This is a genomic window from Herbaspirillum sp. 1130 (assembly GCF_017833835.1).
Taxonomy (GTDB): domain Bacteria; phylum Pseudomonadota; class Gammaproteobacteria; order Burkholderiales; family Burkholderiaceae_D; genus Herbaspirillum; species Herbaspirillum huttiense.
This window is the reverse complement of record NZ_JAFICQ010000001.1, coordinates 1,795,916-1,813,548: the sequence shown is the minus strand read 5'-3', so window position 1 is coordinate 1,813,548 and position 17,633 is coordinate 1,795,916. Positions and strand designations below refer to the sequence as shown.

Annotated in this window: 24 protein-coding genes; all 24 read right to left on the bottom strand. The window is 60.9% G+C overall.

All coding sequences use genetic code 11. From position 1 onward, the window contains the following. Positions 1 to 33: 33 nt before the first annotated feature. The 24 genes from JOD78_RS08135 to JOD78_RS08015 all read right to left on the bottom strand — a co-directional run bounded on the left by JOD78_RS08135 (position 34) and on the right by JOD78_RS08015 (position 17,524). Positions 34 to 1,263 (bottom strand): contractile injection system protein, VgrG/Pvc8 family, encoded by a 1,230-nt coding sequence (locus JOD78_RS08135; protein WP_209567060.1) that lies wholly within the window; start codon positions 1,261 to 1,263, stop codon positions 34 to 36. After that, positions 1,260 to 1,811, bottom strand: coding sequence for a phage tail protein (locus JOD78_RS08130; RefSeq protein ID WP_209567058.1), 552 nt, complete (start codon positions 1,809 to 1,811; stop codon positions 1,260 to 1,262). The genes JOD78_RS08135 and JOD78_RS08130 overlap by 4 nt, the downstream gene beginning before the upstream one ends. 9 nt (positions 1,812 to 1,820) lie before the next feature. Continuing rightward, the gene (locus tag JOD78_RS08125) at positions 1,821 to 4,445 is read right to left on the bottom strand and encodes a phage tail protein (protein WP_209567056.1); all 2,625 of its coding nucleotides are present in this window, start codon (positions 4,443 to 4,445) and stop codon (positions 1,821 to 1,823) included. Next, positions 4,446 to 4,559 carry a GpE family phage tail protein gene (locus JOD78_RS08120; RefSeq protein ID WP_006464173.1) on the bottom strand — a complete coding sequence of 38 codons (114 nt, stop codon included), beginning with the start codon at positions 4,557 to 4,559 and terminating at the stop codon, positions 4,446 to 4,448. 8 nt (positions 4,560 to 4,567) lie between these two features. After that, positions 4,568 to 4,885, bottom strand: a complete 318-nt coding sequence (locus JOD78_RS08115) for a phage tail assembly protein (protein ID WP_209567054.1) — start codon at positions 4,883 to 4,885, stop codon at positions 4,568 to 4,570. A 59-nt stretch (positions 4,886 to 4,944) separates the two neighbouring features. Beyond that, a complete protein-coding gene (locus tag JOD78_RS08110) occupies positions 4,945 to 5,454 on the bottom strand; it encodes a phage major tail tube protein (protein WP_112076923.1) in 510 nt (169 codons plus the stop codon). A gap of 57 nt (positions 5,455 to 5,511) precedes the next feature. Beyond that, positions 5,512 to 6,687 (bottom strand): phage tail sheath protein, encoded by a 1,176-nt coding sequence (locus tag JOD78_RS08105; RefSeq protein WP_209567052.1) that lies wholly within the window; start codon positions 6,685 to 6,687, stop codon positions 5,512 to 5,514. Positions 6,688 to 6,711: 24 nt separating this feature from the next. Next, a complete protein-coding gene (locus tag JOD78_RS08100; protein ID WP_245202003.1) occupies positions 6,712 to 6,990 on the bottom strand; it encodes a phage tail protein in 279 nt (92 codons plus the stop codon). 2 nt (positions 6,991 to 6,992) lie between these two features. Next, positions 6,993 to 8,225, bottom strand: a complete 1,233-nt coding sequence (locus JOD78_RS27915) for a phage tail protein (RefSeq protein WP_245202002.1) — start codon at positions 8,223 to 8,225, stop codon at positions 6,993 to 6,995. Then, the gene (locus JOD78_RS08085; RefSeq protein ID WP_209567050.1) at positions 8,222 to 8,842 is read right to left on the bottom strand and encodes a phage tail protein I; all 621 of its coding nucleotides are present in this window, start codon (positions 8,840 to 8,842) and stop codon (positions 8,222 to 8,224) included. Before JOD78_RS08085 ends, JOD78_RS27915 begins: the two co-directional genes overlap by 4 nt. Then, entirely contained in the window at positions 8,835 to 9,758 is a 924-nt protein-coding gene (locus tag JOD78_RS08080) for a baseplate J/gp47 family protein (protein WP_209567048.1), read from the bottom strand. The genes JOD78_RS08085 and JOD78_RS08080 overlap by 8 nt, the downstream gene beginning before the upstream one ends. Beyond that, positions 9,755 to 10,099 carry a GPW/gp25 family protein gene (locus JOD78_RS08075; RefSeq protein ID WP_209567046.1) on the bottom strand — a complete coding sequence of 115 codons (345 nt, stop codon included), beginning with the start codon at positions 10,097 to 10,099 and terminating at the stop codon, positions 9,755 to 9,757. The genes JOD78_RS08080 and JOD78_RS08075 overlap by 4 nt, the downstream gene beginning before the upstream one ends. Continuing rightward, positions 10,096 to 10,740, bottom strand: coding sequence for a phage baseplate assembly protein V (locus JOD78_RS08070; protein WP_209567044.1), 645 nt, complete (start codon positions 10,738 to 10,740; stop codon positions 10,096 to 10,098). Before JOD78_RS08070 ends, JOD78_RS08075 begins: the two co-directional genes overlap by 4 nt. A 67-nt stretch (positions 10,741 to 10,807) precedes the next feature. After that, positions 10,808 to 11,659 (bottom strand): hypothetical protein, encoded by an 852-nt coding sequence (locus JOD78_RS08065; RefSeq protein ID WP_209567042.1) that lies wholly within the window; start codon positions 11,657 to 11,659, stop codon positions 10,808 to 10,810. Positions 11,660 to 11,669: 10 nt separating this feature from the next. Next, positions 11,670 to 12,134 (bottom strand): phage virion morphogenesis protein, encoded by a 465-nt coding sequence (locus tag JOD78_RS08060; RefSeq protein WP_209567041.1) that lies wholly within the window; start codon positions 12,132 to 12,134, stop codon positions 11,670 to 11,672. After that, positions 12,131 to 12,616 carry a phage tail protein gene (locus tag JOD78_RS08055; RefSeq protein ID WP_209567039.1) on the bottom strand — a complete coding sequence of 162 codons (486 nt, stop codon included), beginning with the start codon at positions 12,614 to 12,616 and terminating at the stop codon, positions 12,131 to 12,133. Before JOD78_RS08055 ends, JOD78_RS08060 begins: the two co-directional genes overlap by 4 nt. Then, positions 12,570 to 13,139 (bottom strand): lysis system i-spanin subunit Rz, encoded by a 570-nt coding sequence (locus JOD78_RS08050; RefSeq protein WP_209567037.1) that lies wholly within the window; start codon positions 13,137 to 13,139, stop codon positions 12,570 to 12,572. The genes JOD78_RS08055 and JOD78_RS08050 overlap by 47 nt, the downstream gene beginning before the upstream one ends. Continuing rightward, entirely contained in the window at positions 13,136 to 13,666 is a 531-nt protein-coding gene (locus JOD78_RS08045) for a glycoside hydrolase family 104 protein (protein ID WP_209567035.1), read from the bottom strand. Before JOD78_RS08045 ends, JOD78_RS08050 begins: the two co-directional genes overlap by 4 nt. After that, on the bottom strand, positions 13,663 to 14,037 hold the full coding sequence (locus tag JOD78_RS08040) for a hypothetical protein (protein ID WP_134136220.1): 375 nt from the start codon (positions 14,035 to 14,037) through the stop codon (positions 13,663 to 13,665). The genes JOD78_RS08045 and JOD78_RS08040 overlap by 4 nt, the downstream gene beginning before the upstream one ends. 40 nt (positions 14,038 to 14,077) lie before the next feature. Beyond that, positions 14,078 to 14,287 carry a tail protein X gene (locus JOD78_RS08035; RefSeq protein ID WP_209567033.1) on the bottom strand — a complete coding sequence of 70 codons (210 nt, stop codon included), beginning with the start codon at positions 14,285 to 14,287 and terminating at the stop codon, positions 14,078 to 14,080. Then, positions 14,287 to 14,778 carry a head completion/stabilization protein gene (locus JOD78_RS08030; protein ID WP_209567031.1) on the bottom strand — a complete coding sequence of 164 codons (492 nt, stop codon included), beginning with the start codon at positions 14,776 to 14,778 and terminating at the stop codon, positions 14,287 to 14,289. The genes JOD78_RS08035 and JOD78_RS08030 overlap by 1 nt, the downstream gene beginning before the upstream one ends. Positions 14,779 to 14,867: 89 nt before the next feature. After that, positions 14,868 to 15,587 carry a phage terminase small subunit gene (gene gpM, locus JOD78_RS08025; RefSeq protein ID WP_209567029.1) on the bottom strand — a complete coding sequence of 240 codons (720 nt, stop codon included), beginning with the start codon at positions 15,585 to 15,587 and terminating at the stop codon, positions 14,868 to 14,870. Next, positions 15,587 to 16,630, bottom strand: coding sequence for a phage major capsid protein, P2 family (locus tag JOD78_RS08020; RefSeq protein ID WP_121043157.1), 1,044 nt, complete (start codon positions 16,628 to 16,630; stop codon positions 15,587 to 15,589). Before JOD78_RS08020 ends, gpM begins: the two co-directional genes overlap by 1 nt. Before the next feature lie 51 nt (positions 16,631 to 16,681). Beyond that, positions 16,682 to 17,524: a GPO family capsid scaffolding protein gene (locus JOD78_RS08015; RefSeq protein ID WP_209567027.1), complete on the bottom strand. Its 843-nt coding sequence runs from the start codon at positions 17,522 to 17,524 to the stop codon at positions 16,682 to 16,684. Between the last annotated feature and the right edge of the window lie 109 nt (positions 17,525 to 17,633).

The window sequence follows — 17,633 nt, the reverse complement described above, 5'->3', positions numbered from 1 at the left end:
GCAATCAGCAACGAAAATCTCACTCGGTGCTGATCAATCTAGATTGTTCTCCGCGATGATCTCGCGAACCTCTTTGATTTTGGCCCACTCCAGAGCTGCAGCACGGTTGGCACTTTGCTTGGTGGCATAGGTCCGTTTCAGCGTCTTGGCGTTGTCGGCTTTACCTGCCAACTCAGTGCCCTTGTTGCTCTTCTTTTTTGCCTTGTCGTGCCATTCCGCTTTCACGCCGGTGATGCCTTCCTCTGGATCATGATCGAGCTCGCGCTCAGTGTCGGCCGGTTCGGTTTTGGTCTCGAACTCGATGCGCGTCGTAAAGCCGCTTCCTGTGATGGAATGAGTGACGGTCTTCGATAGCCATTCCGTGGCGTCGATATCTGCCTTGAATCCCGAAACCACTACAGGCGATTGCGGCATGATGCTGGCATCGCCGAGCGCAAGCTGCATCTCGAAGGTGGCCAAGCCACGTTCAATGCGCTGCCACTCGGCCACGGCGGCAGCACGCGCATCAGTCTCATTCGCGAACGTGGTGCGCAAGCGCTTGCTGTTGCCTGCCTGGCCCGCGACGACACTGCGGCGGCGTCCGTATTTCTCATCCATCCAGAACGCGCGAACGCCGCTATACGCATCGGATTCCGAGCTGTGATATCGGTGCTGGTCGCCCAGCGCACGCACCACCTTCACCACCGGTAAGGGCTTGCCGCTGGCCGTGCGACTCTCGTTGATCGGCATGAACAACAACGTGTCATTTTTCACGGTGGCCACCGCATCATATTTCTTGCCCAGGCGGCGCAGCAGTGCGGAATCGCTTTCATGTGTTTGGTCCAGATGCTTGATGGCGATGGACCGCAGGCCGGCCGATATCCCCGATGCCAGCCCATTGCCGGCGGCGATGGCATCCACCACTGCGCCGAGAGTAGTCTCATGGAAACTGCGGTCTCGCTGCTGCCGAAAAGCATCGATCATGCTGGCCGACCTGGCGCGGATGGTGAGCCGATCCGGCGCACCGCTGTGCTCCACCTCCGAGACCACGAACGCCCCCTTGTCCACCAGAGGCGAACCCATCCAGCCAAGCGAGAAATTCAGCTTGGCCCCCTTGGGCGGAATCTTCAACTTGCCGTCGGCGTCGTCCAGCTCGATGTCCAGTTGATCGGCTTCATCACCCCGGCACTCGCGCAAGGTGATGCTCATGAGCCTGTCGGAGACAGGGCGGCTGATGTCCTTTTCCTCGATGACAATGCGGAAGGCTGGCGCGGTGGTGGTCATTGGCCAGTCCCTCCGAACTTACCGACGATGCCACCGACCGTGGATTTAACGCCATCGATGGCACTGCCGACCACGTCGCGCGCCTTGTCCGTGATGCTGTTCGTGACGCCGTCGATGTCGACCATGTTGCGCAGATCCGAGATATCGCCCAGTCCGAGCGACGACAGCACACTGTCGTCTGTGCGCTTCAACTTGATGGTGAATTCGATGCGCTTGGCATCGCCATAACCATCCAGCACTGTGCGTCCCTCCTCCATGCTCTCGATGACATAGGAACCATAGATGCGTCCCGTACCTTGGATCAGGAACCAGCTTTTTCCGGTATCGGCCATCAGGCGCAGGGCGTCCAGTGAGAAGGCGCTGCCGGTCAGCTCCGGTGCGATCCAGCCCGACAAGGTAATGGCGTCATCCCCCTTGCCGGTGAACTGCAGGGCATCACGCCGGCCCACCCGCGAATTGCTGGCGAACTTCCATTGCGTCTGCCGCTGGAGTTCCTGATAGGCCAGCGTAGGCAGGCTGAAGACAAACATTCCCAGGATCATCATCATGATTTTTCCTTAATCCCAATCTGCAAGGTTCGAGCGCTGACGCGACCCCTTCATGCGGTCGCGACGGTCCAGCTCGGCGGCCACCGCGCGGGCGATGGCTTGCTCATCCATGCCGGGCGTCGGCTGGATAATGATTTGCACGGTGTCGCCCTGGTAGACGACAGGCTGCCCGCCTGCAGCGCTGATCGGCGGGCGGCTGTCAAAGGCCATCGCCGGCATGCTGCCCGCGCCAATGGCCACGGCCGCGCCGGCGCTGGCCAGCTTGCCGGCGAGGCTGCTGACGGTAGACAGCGGGCCGTCCTGGCCGCGATTCAAGCCCACGGCCAGGCCTTGCATGGTGTAGTCGCCCAGCTCGGCAAAGACCCGGCTCGGGCTGTGAATATCGAGCTTTTCCTTGAACCAGCCAATGACACTGGCACCGGCACCCAACACCGCATCCTTCACCGCACCAATGCCGCTGGTGATGCCGTTGACTAGGCCGCGCAGGATCATTGCGCCGAACTCGGTGAACTTGGCCGGCAGCTCGACACCGAACCAGCTCATGACCCCGGCAAATGCCTGGTAGAACAGGCCTGCTGGCGACCAATTCAAGATCAGCACGCCAATTCCGGCCAGGCCGCCCGCGAAGGCACCGCGTACCTGCTGCCACAGGTTGCCGAAGAAACCGGCGATGGGTTCCCAATTGCGGTACAGCAGATAGGCAGCGGCAGCGATGGCGGTCACCGCTAGGCCAATCGGGTTCATCAGGAAGATCCGTCCCAGCCACATGAAGACTGTCCCAATACCCCGCAAGACGGGCATGAGCAAATTGCCCTGCAGACCGATCCTCGCAAACAGAACGTGCAACATGGCATAGGGGCCGATGACGGACGCCAGGGCCAGCATCAGCGGCCCCATCACCACCATGATCGCCGCGATGGCGGATAAGCCCACGATCATGGCCTTGGCCGTGGCGGGATTACGCTCCATGAAGCCGGTCAGCGCCTGGACGGCATTGGTGGCCATCTGCAGGCCGGAGGCGTAGAGCGGCAAGATCTTGCTTCCCAGCTCCAATTTCAAATCCGCCACCTTGGCCAGGGTTTCCAGTTCCTTGCCGCTGGCCGTGTCGCGCCCGAGCTTGTCTAGCTCGTCGATGTTGGCAGCGCCCCGATTCAGTTTCTCGTTCTTGTGGATCTGCGTACGCTGCTGGTACATGGTGGAGAAAAGCTGCGCGGCCGTGCGGTTCGAGAAGATCCCGCCGATCGCGTCGAGAATTCCCTTTTCGTCGGTAATGCCCTTGCTGGCCAGTTGCGGCAAGAGCACTTTCTCCATCCATTCGAATTGGTTCTCGCGGAACAGGTCCGCACCCTTGATGGCCCCCGGATTCAGGAACGAGACTTGCCCGGCCTTGTCATGCTTGACCTTGGACTGGTCGCCGATCAGGCCCAGGTCCGCCAGCATCCCGATGGAACGCTTGGTGGTGCGGCCTTGGTACAGGTTCTGGTAAGCGCTCATCATCGAGGTGCCGACCCGGTTACCACCCATTTCCTGCACCAGGGATTCCATCTGGTAATAGAACGCCTCATCCTTGATGCCCTTGGCCGCAATACCGCCCGTCTTGATCAGGTTCAGCCATTCGCTGGGCCCCACACGGCCACCGGTGGCGGTCAGCACCTGCTGCACCATGTTGGCCTGTTTGGAGAAGGTGCCAATGTCCTTGGTGCCGTTGCGCATTTCAATGACCTTCAGCATGTCCATGAACTTGCGCTCATTCTCGGCGCCTTCGGCTTCCCCGTAGAAAGCGTGATTGCCGAATTTCATCTTGGCCATCATCGGCGCGACCATTTCGGCGTGGTGCGTGTCGCCAAAGGCCGTAATGCCGTCGCGCAGCAACTGCAGGTTGTCGAGCTGGCTGGTGCCGTAAGTTTTCATGTCGCGGGCGAACTTGATCGCCTCGGCGGTGGCGGCCGGTCCCAGGCCGAGCGCACGCACGCGGCCGTTCTCGGTCTCGTAGTGCTTGGCTTCCTTTAGGCCGGCCAGCACAGGGGCGCCCATGGCGGCACCGCTGGCCGTGGCACCTACGCCGGCCGCAGCCAACCCACCTGCCGTGCTGCGCAGCTTGTCGGCACGCTGGCGGGCATTGGCCATCACCTGCTGCTGACGATGGCTAGCGGCCAGCTTCTTTTGCTGGTCGGCCAATTCGGCATTGGTGGCGGCGATGCTGTTCTTGAGCCAGGTCTGCGCGTTGGCGAGCTGGCGCGAGCCAATGCCGGCATCGGCCAAGCGTTCGCGCAAGGCGCGATACTGCGTGCCTTGCCGCTCACTGGCTTCCTGCAGGGATTTGACGCTGCGCACGGCAGCATTAAATTCGCGCGTCATGGCGCGGGTCGGGTTCTCTACACCCTTCATCCTGGCCGCCAGCTCGGTCACGCGCTGCTGCGCGGTGGACAGTTCGACATTCGTCTTGCGCATGCCCTGATGCAGGTCGCGCAGGCCGTCGAGGTCTTTTTGTTGCTTGTTCAGTTCGCGCAGCCGGTCGCTGGTGTCCTTCAGTGCCTTTCCGGTGTCCTTGGCACCGCTGGCGATCTTCTTCAGCGGGGCGGTGATTTTCTCCATCATGGAGAACACCACCTGCATTTTCAGTTCATTTGCCATTTACTCTGCCCCGCTTCTTACTCGGGCGCGCTCGCGCCACTTCATGAGGTCTGCCAGCTCCAAGTCATCCATCGCGGCCGGTGGCCAGTGGAACACCGTCGCGATGTCCGCCATGGCGTCTTCTACTTCGATTGGGAGACCAAGGCGCGGTCCGCCTTCGGTGCCAAAAAAACAGAGACCTCCATGCCGCACTTGATCAGGTCGGCCGGATCCATGGCGGCGACGTCGAACTGCGTCAGGGCGGGCTCGCTGATGCGCGGCAGTACCACCTGCAGTGCGCTCACGTTCATATTCATGAGATCCATCAGGCTGACGCCACGCAGGGCGCCGGACTTGGGGCGGCGCAGGGTCAGCTCGGTGATTTGGGTATTGCCGCGCGCCAGCGGTTCGTCCAGTTCGACAACAACGGTTTCGATTTTGGGGACGGTTGTGGTGGTCATGGTGGTTCCTTGTCAGATTGGGAATTGGGAGAGGCAGGCGGCGGGATGCCGCCTGGCCATTACAGGCCGATAGCCTTACGGATGTCGGCGCGGCGATCTTCGCCGCCGACGATCTCGATGCCGTTCATGAAGTCGAAATCGAACATCACTTCGTTGTCGATGGTGAGCTTGTAGGCGCTCAGGGGCATGCTGAACTTATGCGAGGTGTCGTCGCCCACCTTGGCATTGCCCATATCCACTTCTTTATAGCGACCGCGCACGGTGATTTCCACCGCCTGCACGGAGCCATCATCGTCGTTCTGGTAAGCGCCTGCGAAGCGCAGTTGCACGGCACCGTGGGACTTGGCCGCGTATTGCTTCAGGGCTTCCTTGACCAGGCCGCCGGCGGTCCACTCCAGCTGGATGGCTTCTTGGCCCAGGTCCACCGAGACCGGACCGGACATGCCGCCCGCGCGATATTCCTCCATCTTGCGCGACAGCTTCGGCAAGGTCACCTCCGTGGCCATGCCGGCAAAGCTGATGCCGTTCTCGAACAGGTTGAAATCCTTGAGTTTGTGGGGCATGCCCATGTCTTGCTCCTATGATGTGATGTCGGGAGGCGGCCGGGCGTACCGGCCAGCTACCCATTAGGCGGCGACGCGCGCGGCGAAGTCGGCCAGGTATTGGTCAGTGATGCGCTGCTGGAACAGCAGGTTTTCCACGGGAGGAACTGGCGTATAGCCGTAGTCGATCACGAGCTGGCCGGCCTTCAGGGTTTCCTTTTCGTTGAACTGCTCGTCGAACCAAGCTTCACCGTCGATGATGTAGCCGCTGGCCTTCAAGGATCGGAACTTGGCATTGATGCTCGCCACCAGATCCTTGACGAGCGAGGGCGTCATCGGCAGGTCGACATAGACCATGTGCGCCTCGGCAATGGTGTCGGCCAACACCTGTGCTGTGCGGGTGTAGTTCTCGAAGGGGAAGTAACCGCCCTGGATTTCGCAGGTGCGCGAGCCCCAGAAGCGGTAGCCGCTCATGTTGATGAGGGTAGTGACTTCCTTGGCGTTGAGCACGCCGGCGTCCGTCGCCGGGTCTTGCAGATCCCAGAACACGTCCCGGCTGATGCCGGTCGGGCCGTTCACCACCACATTGGACAGCGTCTTGTGCCAGCCGGTCTGCTCGTCGATCTTGGCGCGCAGGCCCAGCGCGTAGGCCACGGCCGAGATGCTCACATCGGCATTCGAGGTTGTGTCCCACGAGACGAATTCCGGCCAGATCAGCATGACCTCACGCTGGCCAAACTCGGTACGGTAGGCCGTGGCTGCGACCACCGTGGCGCAGTTCCAGCACGATGCGTAGACGAACGCGCGCAGGGTCTGCGCCAGGGAGGCCAGTGCATTGGTGACCGCCTTTGTATCCAGACCCGGCGCACCCAGGATGCGCGGCTTGATGCCGAGCTTGGCTTGCGCCGCCAAGAGAGCCTTGGAACCGGTATAGCGGCCCTCGGCCGAGACGCCGCCGATGACCAGGCTGGTTTGCTCGGCTTCGTCGTCGCCCTCAGCCACGCGCACGAGCACCACCAGGGGTTTAGCTTGTGCCGCAATGGCTTCCAGCACGCGGCGCATGGTGCCGCGCTTGCCAGCCTTGGCCTGCGCCGCGACAACATTGGTAATCAGAACTGCGGTATCCAGCGGGAAGGCAGTCGCATCCGCATCATCGGCCGTGACGATGACGCCGATGACGGCGGTGGAGATGGTACGGATGGGGCGCGTGCCTTCGTTGATTTCGATGACGCGCACGCCATGGTGATAGTCAGCTGCCATTTGATAACTCCTAGTGAGTGCGGTTTAGGCTTGCGCCGGGGATTCTGCGGTCGGCTCTTCCACCGGTTCCGCCGGCGCGGGAATTTCTTCGATGACCCACTCGCCGGCGGTGTCGTATTCCGGATCCATCGGACGGAAGGGCGAGAGCCAGCGCGCGCGGTGTCCAGTCGGGATTTCCGGCACGGCCGTCTGCACTGCCTGATAAGGCACGTTGAGACGATCCTCCATTGGGAAGGGGTAAGCAGTCACGGTATGCAGAAAAATGCCGTTGTCGTCGGTCTGGTAGCAAGTAATCGGGGGCATGATCAGAGGTGAATACGTGGATTGAATGCGGTATGTTTGGGGGCTGTTTCTGCGCCTGCGATGCCGGCGGCCACAACACCGGTCACGGCTCGCGTGCCAATGGCTTGTGAGCCCCCCGCGCCGTAGGGAACGACATCAGTGCCGCCCACCCCGCTGGAAAAGATCAGGCCGTGGTTGTGGTCCTTGAGCGTGTCGCCCTTATAAGCGCCAAGTGTGCGCGCACTGCCGTTATCGGCATCGGTGCCGGTGAAACGGGGAAACACGTCACGCAGATCCGGAAAGCGGAAGGTATTGGCATCCACATCGGCAAACTTGAACGTCTTCGCGCTCCAACTCGCGGCGGCGACGCTATGCCCGTTCTGCTGCGCCCATGCCCAAATCGATGCCTGGCTAGTCTTCGAACCAAGCCCGCCGACCAAATCGGCCTCATACGATCGAGGTGCAGCCGTGGTGCCAAATTCCAACGCACCACAGCGCAAGGTGCGGTAACCATGAAACTCGCCAGTGCCGGCCACGTCCACCCACTCCATCAGGCCAATGCTCTTGACCATCACGACATCGACCAGCTTCTTTGCGGGAATAGCCGTCAGGAACGGAATCACGCCCGCCATGGCTTGAGCAATCGCGCTGGCCACAAACTCGATATTGGCCACCTGCCCCACATCGGCACCGGCCGCCGGAGTAGGTGCTACCGGCTGGCCAGTGAACACCGGGGATTTGAGCGGTGCCAGGTCGGCATGCGTATGCGCTTTCGGTGCCGCATAGGCCACGATGGCATCATCCGCATATTTGCGAGTGGCCAGCACCACCGCCGGATCAATTTTCAGCTCGACGGCTGCGGTGCTCGACACCAACAGGACAACGCGCACGACCTGATCCTTTCCGGCACCGTCACTCAGCAGAGGCTTATAGCTGGGCGGGCAGTTCGCGACTGCGCACAAGTTGCCGGCATCGTCGAAGATGCCGATTTCACGCACCCACCAGCCGCCGACATCTGCCGGCAGCACCTGTTCGATGATGATTTGGCTGGCGTTCTTCGGATCCTTGTCGAGAGTGTTGATCGGGGCGCGGCGCTGTTCCTTGATCAGGCTTGTCTGCTTGCGGTCGGGCACCGGCACGACGCCATTACCATCGCCCACGGCCATGTGCGTGAGCTTCAGTGGAATGCCCAGCGCCAGAGCATTGGCGATTCGGGCCTCGCCGATCTCGGTCGGAATAGAAAAATAGGTGCTCATGGGTAGATGCTCATGATTTCGATGATGTGGGTGGCACAGCCAATAAATGGCCGGCCGCTTGCCTCAATGCTTTCAGGTGACCAGGGATAGACCGTGATGGCCTCGCCGAACTGCGCATAGGAGCCGACATTGATTTTTCCGCGGGTCTCCAGATGGATGCGCAGCCCGGTCAGATGACGCGATAGCGGCTTGGCGTCGTCAATGAGCCGTTCCATTTCGAGGAACATTTCATCGGTGATGCCCGAATCCAGCACGCCGACCTCAAGCGCGAAGGTGCCGCGTGGTCCGCGCGGTTCGGTCTGCCACCATTCACTGATCTTGATGATGTAGCCCAGGGATTCGACTACGCCGCGCACGGCAGCGATGGTGCCCTTGTGCTGGTGGATGTAGCGGGCGGCCTTGATCGTGCCGCGCTTGATGGTCTCGGGCCAGGTGTCGTCCCAGCGATCCACCGAAAAGGACCAGGCCAGGAAGGGCAGCAACTCCACCGGGCAGCGGTCGGGATTCCACAGCAGACGAAGCGGCACCGGCGTGTCGGCCAGGGCGGCGCACGCGCGCGCAAGAGCTCGCTCCAGGGGTGTGGTATTGGGCGGCAGGGTCGGGACCGGGTTATACATCGTCCACCTCTTCCAGCACCTCGGCGGTGATCGTGATGCCGGTGCAGCGTGCCGCTTGCGTGCGCCCGCACAGAATGTCCGCCGCCGGGGATTTCACGACGACATTGCGCACGCCTTCGACCTTCAGTGCAGCCACGTAGGCATTGCGATAGACGCTATAGCCGAGCGGGCGCAGCGGCTTGGAGATGGCGGCCGCGTTCGACCGGGCGGCGTTCAGAGCGATGGGCGCCTCTGGACCTTTCTCGACATACACCACCGCTTCCAGCTCGTAGTCGGTGACCTGGCCCTGTACCACCGAGACCAGATCGCCCAGGGGCCGGACATCCTCGGCCGACAGTGCGGCATCGACGGTTTGCAGCAGGTCAGCCGGCGCCTGCCAGTTATCCGAGTTCGCCAAGACGGCCACCACGACTTCGCACGGTGCTGGGCTGACGGCGCGCGCGTCAAGCACGCGGCCGTCAGCACTGCGCGCATGGAATTCATAGGCATTGCGCGGGCCGGCCGTCGAGAGCGCGTCAGGCGCCTCCTGAATGCGCAGGCGGTACGCATCGTCACCTTCCAAGACCTCGGCCACCGGTGGCGAGGCGTCCGGATCAGCTTCGACCAATACCAAGCGCTTCACGTTGGTATTGGCGCCGATCTGGTCGAGGTCTGCTCCGATGGCAAACGACAACATGACTGCCTTGGCGGCATCGTTGACGCGGTTGCGCAGCAACAGCTCTTGATAGGCGTTCTCCTGCAGCAGCTTGGTAGCCGGCTCAGACTCCAGGGACAACACATTAGCGGCTGCCTCGCGCTCGTCTTCCGGCAGCAGCGCCAGCACGGCCGCCTTGCGGCTGGCCAGGATCGTTTCGAAGTCGAGGGTTTCCAGCACTTGCGGTGCCGGCAGCAGCGACAGGTCGATGGGCGAGCTCATTGCGTCGCCCCTTCACGGATCTGCACGGAGAATTCGACAGCGGTGCCATTGGTCACGCCCTGCAGCACCACAGAGATTGCGCCGCTGGCGTCCCGGTTGATGTTCACCGACGAAAGAGAAATGCGCGGCTCCCACAGCGTCAGGCGATAGGCCACGGCGGCATAGATGCGCATGACCGTCACCCCATTCAGGGGCTGGTCGATCAGCTCGGGAATTTCCGATCCATAGGCACGGCGGTAGATTCGGGTGCCCAGCGGCGTCATGAGGATATCGCGCACGGACTGCCGGATGTGATCCAGCAGAGATATGCTGCTGCCGGTAGAGGCGTTCATGGCGATCATGGCAGCGGCACTCCCGACTTCTCATCACCGCGCTTGATCTCGCCGTGCGGGTGATTGCGCAGGCTGATATTGCCGGCCTTCACATCGCCGGTCGCGTTCACCTCGCCATCGATGACCATCGCGGTGCCACCGTCACCACCCAGGACCTTCGCACCATTGTTCAGGGCGCTGAAGCCTTCCACAACGAGATTGCCTTTGATGGTCACATTGCCGGTGCAGGTAGTTTGTTGTGCATCGGCGGTCACCGCATCTGCCTTCACCAGGGCCGAGCTGCCGGCCGGCAGTATGGCTGACAGCGAGTGTTTGCTGAAATCGTAGAGCACCACAGCGCCATCCGGGTAGTGGATGGAGCGGATATTGAGGGAGGTTTGCGGCGCCGGCGAATCGGCCGAGAACAGGCCGGCCAGGACTTTACCTTGGGTCAGGTCGCCATTGGGCGAGAAGACGATGACTTGCTCGCCCACGGACGGCGGGCACCAATCGATGACATCACCCGCGCGCAGCGCAATCCACTGCAGCCAGGTGGTGAGCAACGAAGGCGACAAGCGCACGCGCACCTTGTCCGCATTGATCTCGGCAATCTTGCCGGTACGGATCAAATTTGGGATGGTGCGAACGAGTTCGGAGAGGTCGGGCGTCATGCAACCCATGTTGCCGGATCGCGCGTGCGAAGGCACGTGCCGGCGGGTTGATAACGCTGATTATGGATTAGCTTTGAGCGCTATCTTGCGTTTGTATAATTTTGCATTCTGATAGCACTCTTCGGTAGACAGATATGAATTGTTCTACGACGCCCCAACTCTTGGAAAGGGGAACATTTGTGAGCAAAACCGCTAACACTTGTAATAGGAGTCTGTAACTGGGAACAAAGCTTTTTTCATAAACTTCACCGAGCTTATCGTAAAGAGTAGCGAAGCCCGCATCTTCCGCATACAAGATCTTATTTCTGAAATCGGCCCTATCCGTTACGAATTCCTTTACCGACTTTCCCGCTCTTTCCCTAATAAATCTAGAGAATTCCAAGAACAGTTCGGCGTCCGAAACACGTTCATCATCTTCCCCCCGGTTTAGCTGCACGTCTAATGGATTTAAATCGAAAGATTTCTTGCTGTTCTCGGGAGAGATTCTCAATATGACTCGATTGTTTTTACGCACAATATTTGCTGTCCACCTCAGGCCTTCAAATCCTTCCAGGTGAACTCCGGTGCTGAATATGTTTTCGAAGATGCTAGCTAAGCAGATCAACACAGGCGGAAAGGCAAGCTTCACATAGTGATTTTTATATTTTTTAATAAAATCACTATGCTCGGGCATCCGAGTGGCATTCAGCTTCAGTTGTTCAAATATAGCTACGACCAATTCTTCTTCTGCTGCTATTAGCCGTATGAAGCCCATCTCATCGTCGACATCAATTAATCGTTGAGCCTTGTTTATATGGTCGGCAGATTTGGCAACTCTGGACGATACTTTTCGCGGTGCGACATCAAAGATCAGACTCACGATATCTTTGCTGGCGATCTGCTCAAGAACAATAACGCTCACTTCATTTTTCTTGTTCATTTGTGCGTTCCTATAAGTTCAGATGTCGGATCAGTAATTCTCGCACGTTGGTTAAATCTTCGCTTCTGAATCCCAGCAGAGGCCGTGCTGGGTATTTGTAGCTTGGCCCGCGCGGTGCCACCTTGTCCTGTAGTCCTTCATGATGCACGCGAGCAATACGCGCTACCTTGCCGAAGAAACCGACCGATGCCTGGTTGGCATCCGCCTGGACCTTCAGGTAAATATTCGTGCGCAGCTTGTTGAACATGGCCGCTTTCTGTCGCTTGATCCGACCAGACTTGCCACGTAGTTCCTTGCGGTTCTTGCGCGCCGGGTAGGGCGTACCATCGGGCGACACCTGCTGAGCGATCAGGCGCGCATGCTCGCGCCGTAGATCATTGGCCACCTGGCGCACCAGCTGGCGCCGTTGCGCCGGCTGCACCTTGGCGATCAGGGCGCCGGCCCATTCTTCGAGGCGTTGCAGATCGTCGCTCATGGCAGCTTCGGTACGTCCCATTCGGCCAGCAGACTATCGCCCTGGTAGAGCTGCCAGAAGTCATCAGCGAATGGCGGGGTGATGTGAGGCTCGGCCGCGTGGATGATCTCCAGCCGGCCGCCGTCCTGCCGCTTCACAATGGTGCGCTCGGTGAGCGCCAGCTTGATCGACAGATCGAGAGAATCGGCGCTATTCATGTCCACTTCGAAGCGGATGGCTTTCTTGGCGTTCTCGGGGTTGGCGAAGGATTCACGCTGATGAACCCGCATCCAGGCCAGCAGCGGCACGAATACCAGATCGAGGTCCAGGCCGATATCGGTCAAGATCAGGTTCAGCACATAGTCATACTCGAAGGAGAGTCCGGCCGTGCCCGTGGCACGCGATCCGCCCTCATCGATGAAGATGTGCAGCTTGTCCGGATTCTGTGCCAGATCCTTAATGGCCTTGCGCAGGTAATCCCGCAGGTTCTTGGGCTTGTACATTCAGTTTGTCGCGCAAGGCGTTGTAGGCGTCGATCAGGGCATTGCTTTGTCGGATGGCGTCATCACCTTCGCTGGCGATGTCATCAAAAAACTCTGCTGCCGCTGGCGTAAGTTCGGCTCGCGCTTCCTGGCCAGCTCCGCCGGCAGTGCTGGTATCTGTGCAACGGGCCCCGGCGGACACTGCAGCGACGACGGGGACTGACAGCCGGATAGCGCCGCTGCGCACGCCAGCAATGTAAGTGTCTTTCTCATGGCGGGCGGCATCCCTTTCATTGGTGAGCTTGTCGGTAATGGCCTGGATAGCGTTGCGTGCGTTGCGCTCGGCCTGCAGCACCTGTTGCGTGCGTTCGGCCCTGGCATCGGCCGCTGCCTGATTGGCCACGGCAATGCCGGCCTTCAGGTGGTCAATGTCGGCATCCTTGCGCCATCCCTGGATGACCCAGGCGGATATAAAGGCCACCGCCAGCAAGCTGACGCCGAGCCCAGCACGCAACCGGGTGCGCCAGGTGTCGTTCAGCGTCATGCCAACACCCCGCCGGCATCCAGGAAGGCCAAGTGCAGTTCCTCGCTGGTTTTCAGGGTCGGCAGCAAGATGGCTTCGCCGCCTTCCCGCGTAAATGCCTTTTCGAGATCCAGGTAGCGATGCTCGAACTGACCATAGCCGGCACCTGGCAAGGAAGCCCAAATGTTCTTGCACTTGGCGATGGCGTCGGCCAGGCGGCCGGCATCAATATCCGGCAAGGCCCGGCATTCCTTGATCTGCTGCAGGGCGATGGTGTCTTGCACCTCCGGCCCGAACCCGGTCAGCGCGAGCTGCTTGCGGTAGATATCGTAGTAGCGCATCAGCAACTGATACGCGCCGGCTGCCGTGGACCAATTCTTGATGCGAGGAATCCAGACGCGCACGCGCGGATGGTCGGCGTAGCTGGTAAAACGGGTGCGCCCGACGATCTGGTCATAGCCGCGGTCGCGCGTGGTCGGCGAATTGGACGTGCCTTCGGAGAAGCGCAGCATACCCAGGAAGGCGCGGCGGTTGTCGGTGGCGTTCACAGCGTTTCCTTCACGTCGCGCGCCAGCTCGGCAATGTCCTTGCCCTGGCGTCGCTGAAACCACAGCGCCACCGCCCGAGTGATCCACCAGGCCGGCGCACCCACCATCAAATCGACCGGTTTCGGGCCGAGCACGGCGGCAATCGTCGGCACATGCTGCAGCAGCACCGAAAACGCCAGGTCGCCAAACATGATGGAGAACGCCCCAGCGCAGGCCAGACGCACCACGAACTCCTTTTCGTTGAAGGAGCCATCGAGATTGCGCGGCGGCAGGACGATATAGAGCAGCGCGGCACCGACCATGCCGAGCACGGCCTTGATGCCGTAGATTTTCAGGATGGCAGCGATGCCACCAGCGGATTCTGCTGCCATAACGTGGTTTCCCCTTGTCAGTGATTTGGTATTCATGTTGTCAATCCCACAGGCTGATGCTGTCTTGCGTGGTGCTGGGCGCTTCTGCTGCAGTGGGCAGCGTGACCATCGTGCCCGATGGCAGCACCGCCCCCAAGGCGGCCAAGGTTGGATTGAGCGCTAACGCCTGCTCCACATAGCCGCTACTGGCACCCAGGTAGCGAAACACCAATGCATCGAGCGTGTCGCCCTGCTGGCTGCGCACCTGCATCAGATCAGCTCCACGGTCGCATGCGTGCGGCCGAGAATGTCATTGATGGCCCAATGGCCGTTACGGCGCTGCACGTCCGGCGCCGTGTCCATCCATTCCATGTTCTTCTTGTCGGTCAGCGCGCTCGCGGTAGTGTCGTAGTCCCGATAGCTCTCGAAGATGTCTGCCTTGGCGAAGCTGTAGACGGCACGACGGTAGTGCGCGACGTACTGGCTTTCGCCGTCCACCTTGAGCGCGGGCACCTCTTCCAGCTTCTGGATGCCCTTGGCCAGGTAACTGGCCTGCCATTCACGCAGTAGCCGATTCGTGGTCAGGATCGCGTCCACCAGGGCCGGACGCAGGCGCGCGTCGGTCACGGTCGAATCCAGCCGCATAGCATCCCGCATGGCTGGCATGCTGATGTCGGGGAAAAAGCCGTCATTGGTGATGGCCTTCACGTCCGCCGGCATGGTCGGCCCCGCCGTTACCGGCACCTCGTCGATATAGCTCATGGTTTTGAATATGTGGGGGGCGGTGGCCGAGACATCCGACGAACAATGTCGCTTCCGTCTCGGGCCGCCCCTGCGCCGTGGGGTGCTCTTTACTTGGCCGGTTCGGCGAACTTTTTGAGTCGCCGTTCCAGCCGCTCGATTTCCTTCTTGACGCCGGCCGCTTGGTGCAGCTCGCTCGCACGGGTGAGGTGCTGCAGCGAAGCCGAGGCCCTGTCAGCCGTGGCCGCCGTGATGTTCTCGGCGTCCACCTGATTGACTAACTCCAGCAGTGCCAGGCCCAGCGCCTTATGCACCTTGGCACGCGCCTGGTCGGGGGTATCGGCATTGCCGGTCATGGCCAGCACCTGTTGCAGGATCTCGGCCGCGCGGGCCGGGTCATCCTTCAGCTTGCCGCCCAGGCTGGCGCCGGCGAAATCGTCCTGCAGCAGCGTGGGCAAGGTGCGGTTGTAGCGATCCGGTAAAGTGAACTTGTGTTCCAGCGCATAGGCCGAGAGCTGCAGGGCGCGTTCGTAGTCACCGACATCGATGTGCCACACCAGCACATTGACCAGAACTTCGTCGTGGGCGCCACGGCCGCCCGACAGTACGCCATCAATCCAGTCCTGATAGGCCGGCAGCAGGGTGGCCTTCATCTCGATTTTGCGTTCGATGGATTGGATGTTGGACAGCGTGCGCCGGTCTTCGTGGAGCTTCATCAGCATCAGCTCATAGGCGCTGCCGGTGGTCACGCCGCCCGGCTCGCCGGCGGACGCCGCCAGCTTGCCGAGCATGCGCTCCCGGTGGCGCGCAGCAGGAGACAGGCGGGACATCAGGCGCCGCCCGCTGCCGCATCCTGCAGCACCACGTTTTCCACCAGGGCGGCCAGGCCCTCGTCCTCGATCACATAGGCGTCATTGGACGATTCATAGTTCTCGATGCGGTCGGCCTTCGGTTCGTCCACCACACGACGACGGCGGCCGCCGTTCTGGAAGTAGATCGACAGGTTGTCCAGGCGGGTAATCAGCATGGCATTGGCCGGGAAGGACGGCACGCGCACCGCCGGCAGGCCGCCGATACGCTTCTGGCTGATGATGATGTCTGCGGCCAGAGTCTCGGTCGGGGCCTTGTCCTTGTTGATCAGCGGGAAATACTTGTCGTGCAGCAGTTCACGGCCGACGATGACCACCAGGCCGGTATCGTCCTGATACCACGGGTCCAGATTGGTCACCGCGTCATATACGGCAGCATCGAGGTTCGCATAGTCCGCACCGGCACCACCGCCGATGATCACCTTGCCGGGCAGGTCCTGGCCGACCAGGCCCATGACGCGCTGCGGCGAGTTCTCGCGGATCTGTTGCAACCAGCCCTTGTTCACGTCCTGCAGCAGCGGATACTGCGTCAGATTGGTATCCGCCGCGACCTTCACGCCGTTGAAACCGATCATGATGCGGTCCAGCGCCTGGCGCTTCAGGATCGCATTGGCCACGCGGGTCTGGAAGTCTTTGAACTTGGCCCAGGCATCCAGCTTGGCATAGGTGATGTGGGTATCGAAATTGGTCTTCTCGCAGCGATAGCGGGTGTTCGTCATGGCCGACGCATCGCGGGTGCTGCGGCGCTTGTCGCCGCGCGTATCGGTGCGGCTGGCGATGGGGCCGGACACACCCAGGCCGATTTTCTCGCCTTCCAGCTCATCGACGCCGATGATATTGATGCTGCCCAGGAATTCGGACGATTCCTGCATTTTGTCTTCGAGCTTCTGCTGCACGCTCGGGTCCACCGAGAAGGTGGAGTGGACGGCGCCGCCGGCGACATCATTGAGCGTGGCCAGGCGCGAGGTGTAGGCGTTATAGGCGGCGCGGGTCTGATTCTTCATGTGTTCTGCTCCAGTGAAATGCGGAAATGGGTTGCTTCGTCGGCCGGTGGCTTAGAACTCGGTCTGCACGGTACCGCTGTTGCCGCCACCGGTGGCTGGCGGGCGCTGCACTTTGCTCTTGTCGGTCAGGTTGATGGTTTGGCGGAATTGCTCGGCAGCGGTCGATTCATCTCCCACGCGCTTTTCCAGCTTCTCCAGCCGGGCCACCGCCTCGGCCACATCCTTGCCCGCCTGCGTGGCGGACTGCGCGAACTCGCCGACCTTCTCGGCCACGGCGGTCATGGCGGCGACCACGTCGGCGTGCTGGGCATCAGCCTTCTTCTCACCACCGCCGATGCGGCTGAACAATTGCTTGATGGTTTCGGCCACGCTCGGGCCGTCTTCTTCGAATTCGAGCTTGGCCTCGATGGCTTCAGAGAACAGGTTCTCCGGCTTCAGCTTGCGGGGAGTAAAGGGCGAGGCCTTGGGATTGGTGGCCGAGAACTGCAGAATCTCGGTGCCCAGGCTGGCGGGGCTGTCGGTCACGGCCAGGCCGACCAGATAGGAGTTGCCGGTATCAGCGAACTTGTCGGCCAGCTCGATGCTGGTGAAAATCTTTTGGCGGTCCTTGTTCATGGCGATCAGCGCGGGCGTGGGTTCGATCTGAGCGAACAGGGCCAGGCGCTTGCCGTTCTCGGTGTCGACCTCTTCGGCCTTCACTGCCAGCACATCGCCGTAGGCCTTGAACGGGCCATCAGGAAGCAAGCTGCGCAGGTGTTCGACCCACACGCGAGCACCGTAGGTTTTCACGTTGTAGCTGTCGGCCATCTGCTGGATTTGCTCGCGGCTGATGCTACGGCCGTCGGTGGTCGCGCCCTCGGTCGCGACGCGGAAAAATTTGCTCTTGGTTGCCATGAGTTTTCGCGCTCGTTATCGGTTGATCGGATAACGTCATCTTCTGCCGATGGGCGAAATGCATCAATCAAGTGAGGGTTGTTATCAGGGATAGCGACTCGGCAAAGTC

Bases quoted from the DNA above. Each gene is read 5' to 3' on its own strand.
- JOD78_RS08060 (WP_209567041.1), bottom strand. From the start codon at position 12,134: ATGAGCGACGATCTGCAACGCCTCGAAGAATGGGCCGGCGCCCTGATC.
- JOD78_RS08065 (WP_209567042.1), bottom strand. From the start codon at position 11,659: ATGAACAAGAAAAATGAAGTGAGCGTTATTGTTCTTGAGCAGATCGCC.
- JOD78_RS27915 (WP_245202002.1), bottom strand. From the start codon at position 8,225: ATGAGCACCTATTTTTCTATTCCGACCGAGATCGGCGAGGCCCGAATC.
- JOD78_RS08030 (WP_209567031.1), bottom strand. From the start codon at position 14,778: ATGAGCTATATCGACGAGGTGCCGGTAACGGCGGGGCCGACCATGCCG.
- JOD78_RS08135 (WP_209567060.1), bottom strand. From the start codon at position 1,263: ATGACCACCACCGCGCCAGCCTTCCGCATTGTCATCGAGGAAAAGGAC.
- JOD78_RS08120 (WP_006464173.1), bottom strand. From the start codon at position 4,559: ATGGCGGACATCGCGACGGTGTTCCACTGGCCACCGGCCGCGATGGAT.
- JOD78_RS08115 (WP_209567054.1), bottom strand. From the start codon at position 4,885: ATGACCACCACAACCGTCCCCAAAATCGAAACCGTTGTTGTCGAACTG.
- JOD78_RS08020 (WP_121043157.1), bottom strand. From the start codon at position 16,630: ATGAAGAATCAGACCCGCGCCGCCTATAACGCCTACACCTCGCGCCTG.
- JOD78_RS08015 (WP_209567027.1), bottom strand. From the start codon at position 17,524: ATGGCAACCAAGAGCAAATTTTTCCGCGTCGCGACCGAGGGCGCGACC.
- JOD78_RS08075 (WP_209567046.1), bottom strand. From the start codon at position 10,099: ATGATCGCCATGAACGCCTCTACCGGCAGCAGCATATCTCTGCTGGAT.
- JOD78_RS08050 (WP_209567037.1), bottom strand. From the start codon at position 13,139: ATGACGCTGAACGACACCTGGCGCACCCGGTTGCGTGCTGGGCTCGGC.
- JOD78_RS08040 (WP_134136220.1), bottom strand. From the start codon at position 14,037: ATGGCAGCAGAATCCGCTGGTGGCATCGCTGCCATCCTGAAAATCTAC.
- JOD78_RS08105 (WP_209567052.1), bottom strand. From the start codon at position 6,687: ATGGCAGCTGACTATCACCATGGCGTGCGCGTCATCGAAATCAACGAA.
- JOD78_RS08100 (WP_245202003.1), bottom strand. From the start codon at position 6,990: ATGCCCCCGATTACTTGCTACCAGACCGACGACAACGGCATTTTTCTG.
- JOD78_RS08130 (WP_209567058.1), bottom strand. From the start codon at position 1,811: ATGATGATGATCCTGGGAATGTTTGTCTTCAGCCTGCCTACGCTGGCC.
- JOD78_RS08070 (WP_209567044.1), bottom strand. From the start codon at position 10,740: ATGACGCCCGACCTCTCCGAACTCGTTCGCACCATCCCAAATTTGATC.
- JOD78_RS08035 (WP_209567033.1), bottom strand. From the start codon at position 14,287: ATGCAGGTGCGCAGCCAGCAGGGCGACACGCTCGATGCATTGGTGTTT.
- JOD78_RS08080 (WP_209567048.1), bottom strand. From the start codon at position 9,758: ATGAGCTCGCCCATCGACCTGTCGCTGCTGCCGGCACCGCAAGTGCTG.
- JOD78_RS08125 (WP_209567056.1), bottom strand. From the start codon at position 4,445: ATGGCAAATGAACTGAAAATGCAGGTGGTGTTCTCCATGATGGAGAAA.
- JOD78_RS08055 (WP_209567039.1), bottom strand. From the start codon at position 12,616: ATGTACAAGCCCAAGAACCTGCGGGATTACCTGCGCAAGGCCATTAAG.
- JOD78_RS08110 (WP_112076923.1), bottom strand. From the start codon at position 5,454: ATGGGCATGCCCCACAAACTCAAGGATTTCAACCTGTTCGAGAACGGC.
- gpM (WP_209567029.1), bottom strand. From the start codon at position 15,587: ATGTCCCGCCTGTCTCCTGCTGCGCGCCACCGGGAGCGCATGCTCGGC.
- JOD78_RS08085 (WP_209567050.1), bottom strand. From the start codon at position 8,842: ATGTATAACCCGGTCCCGACCCTGCCGCCCAATACCACACCCCTGGAG.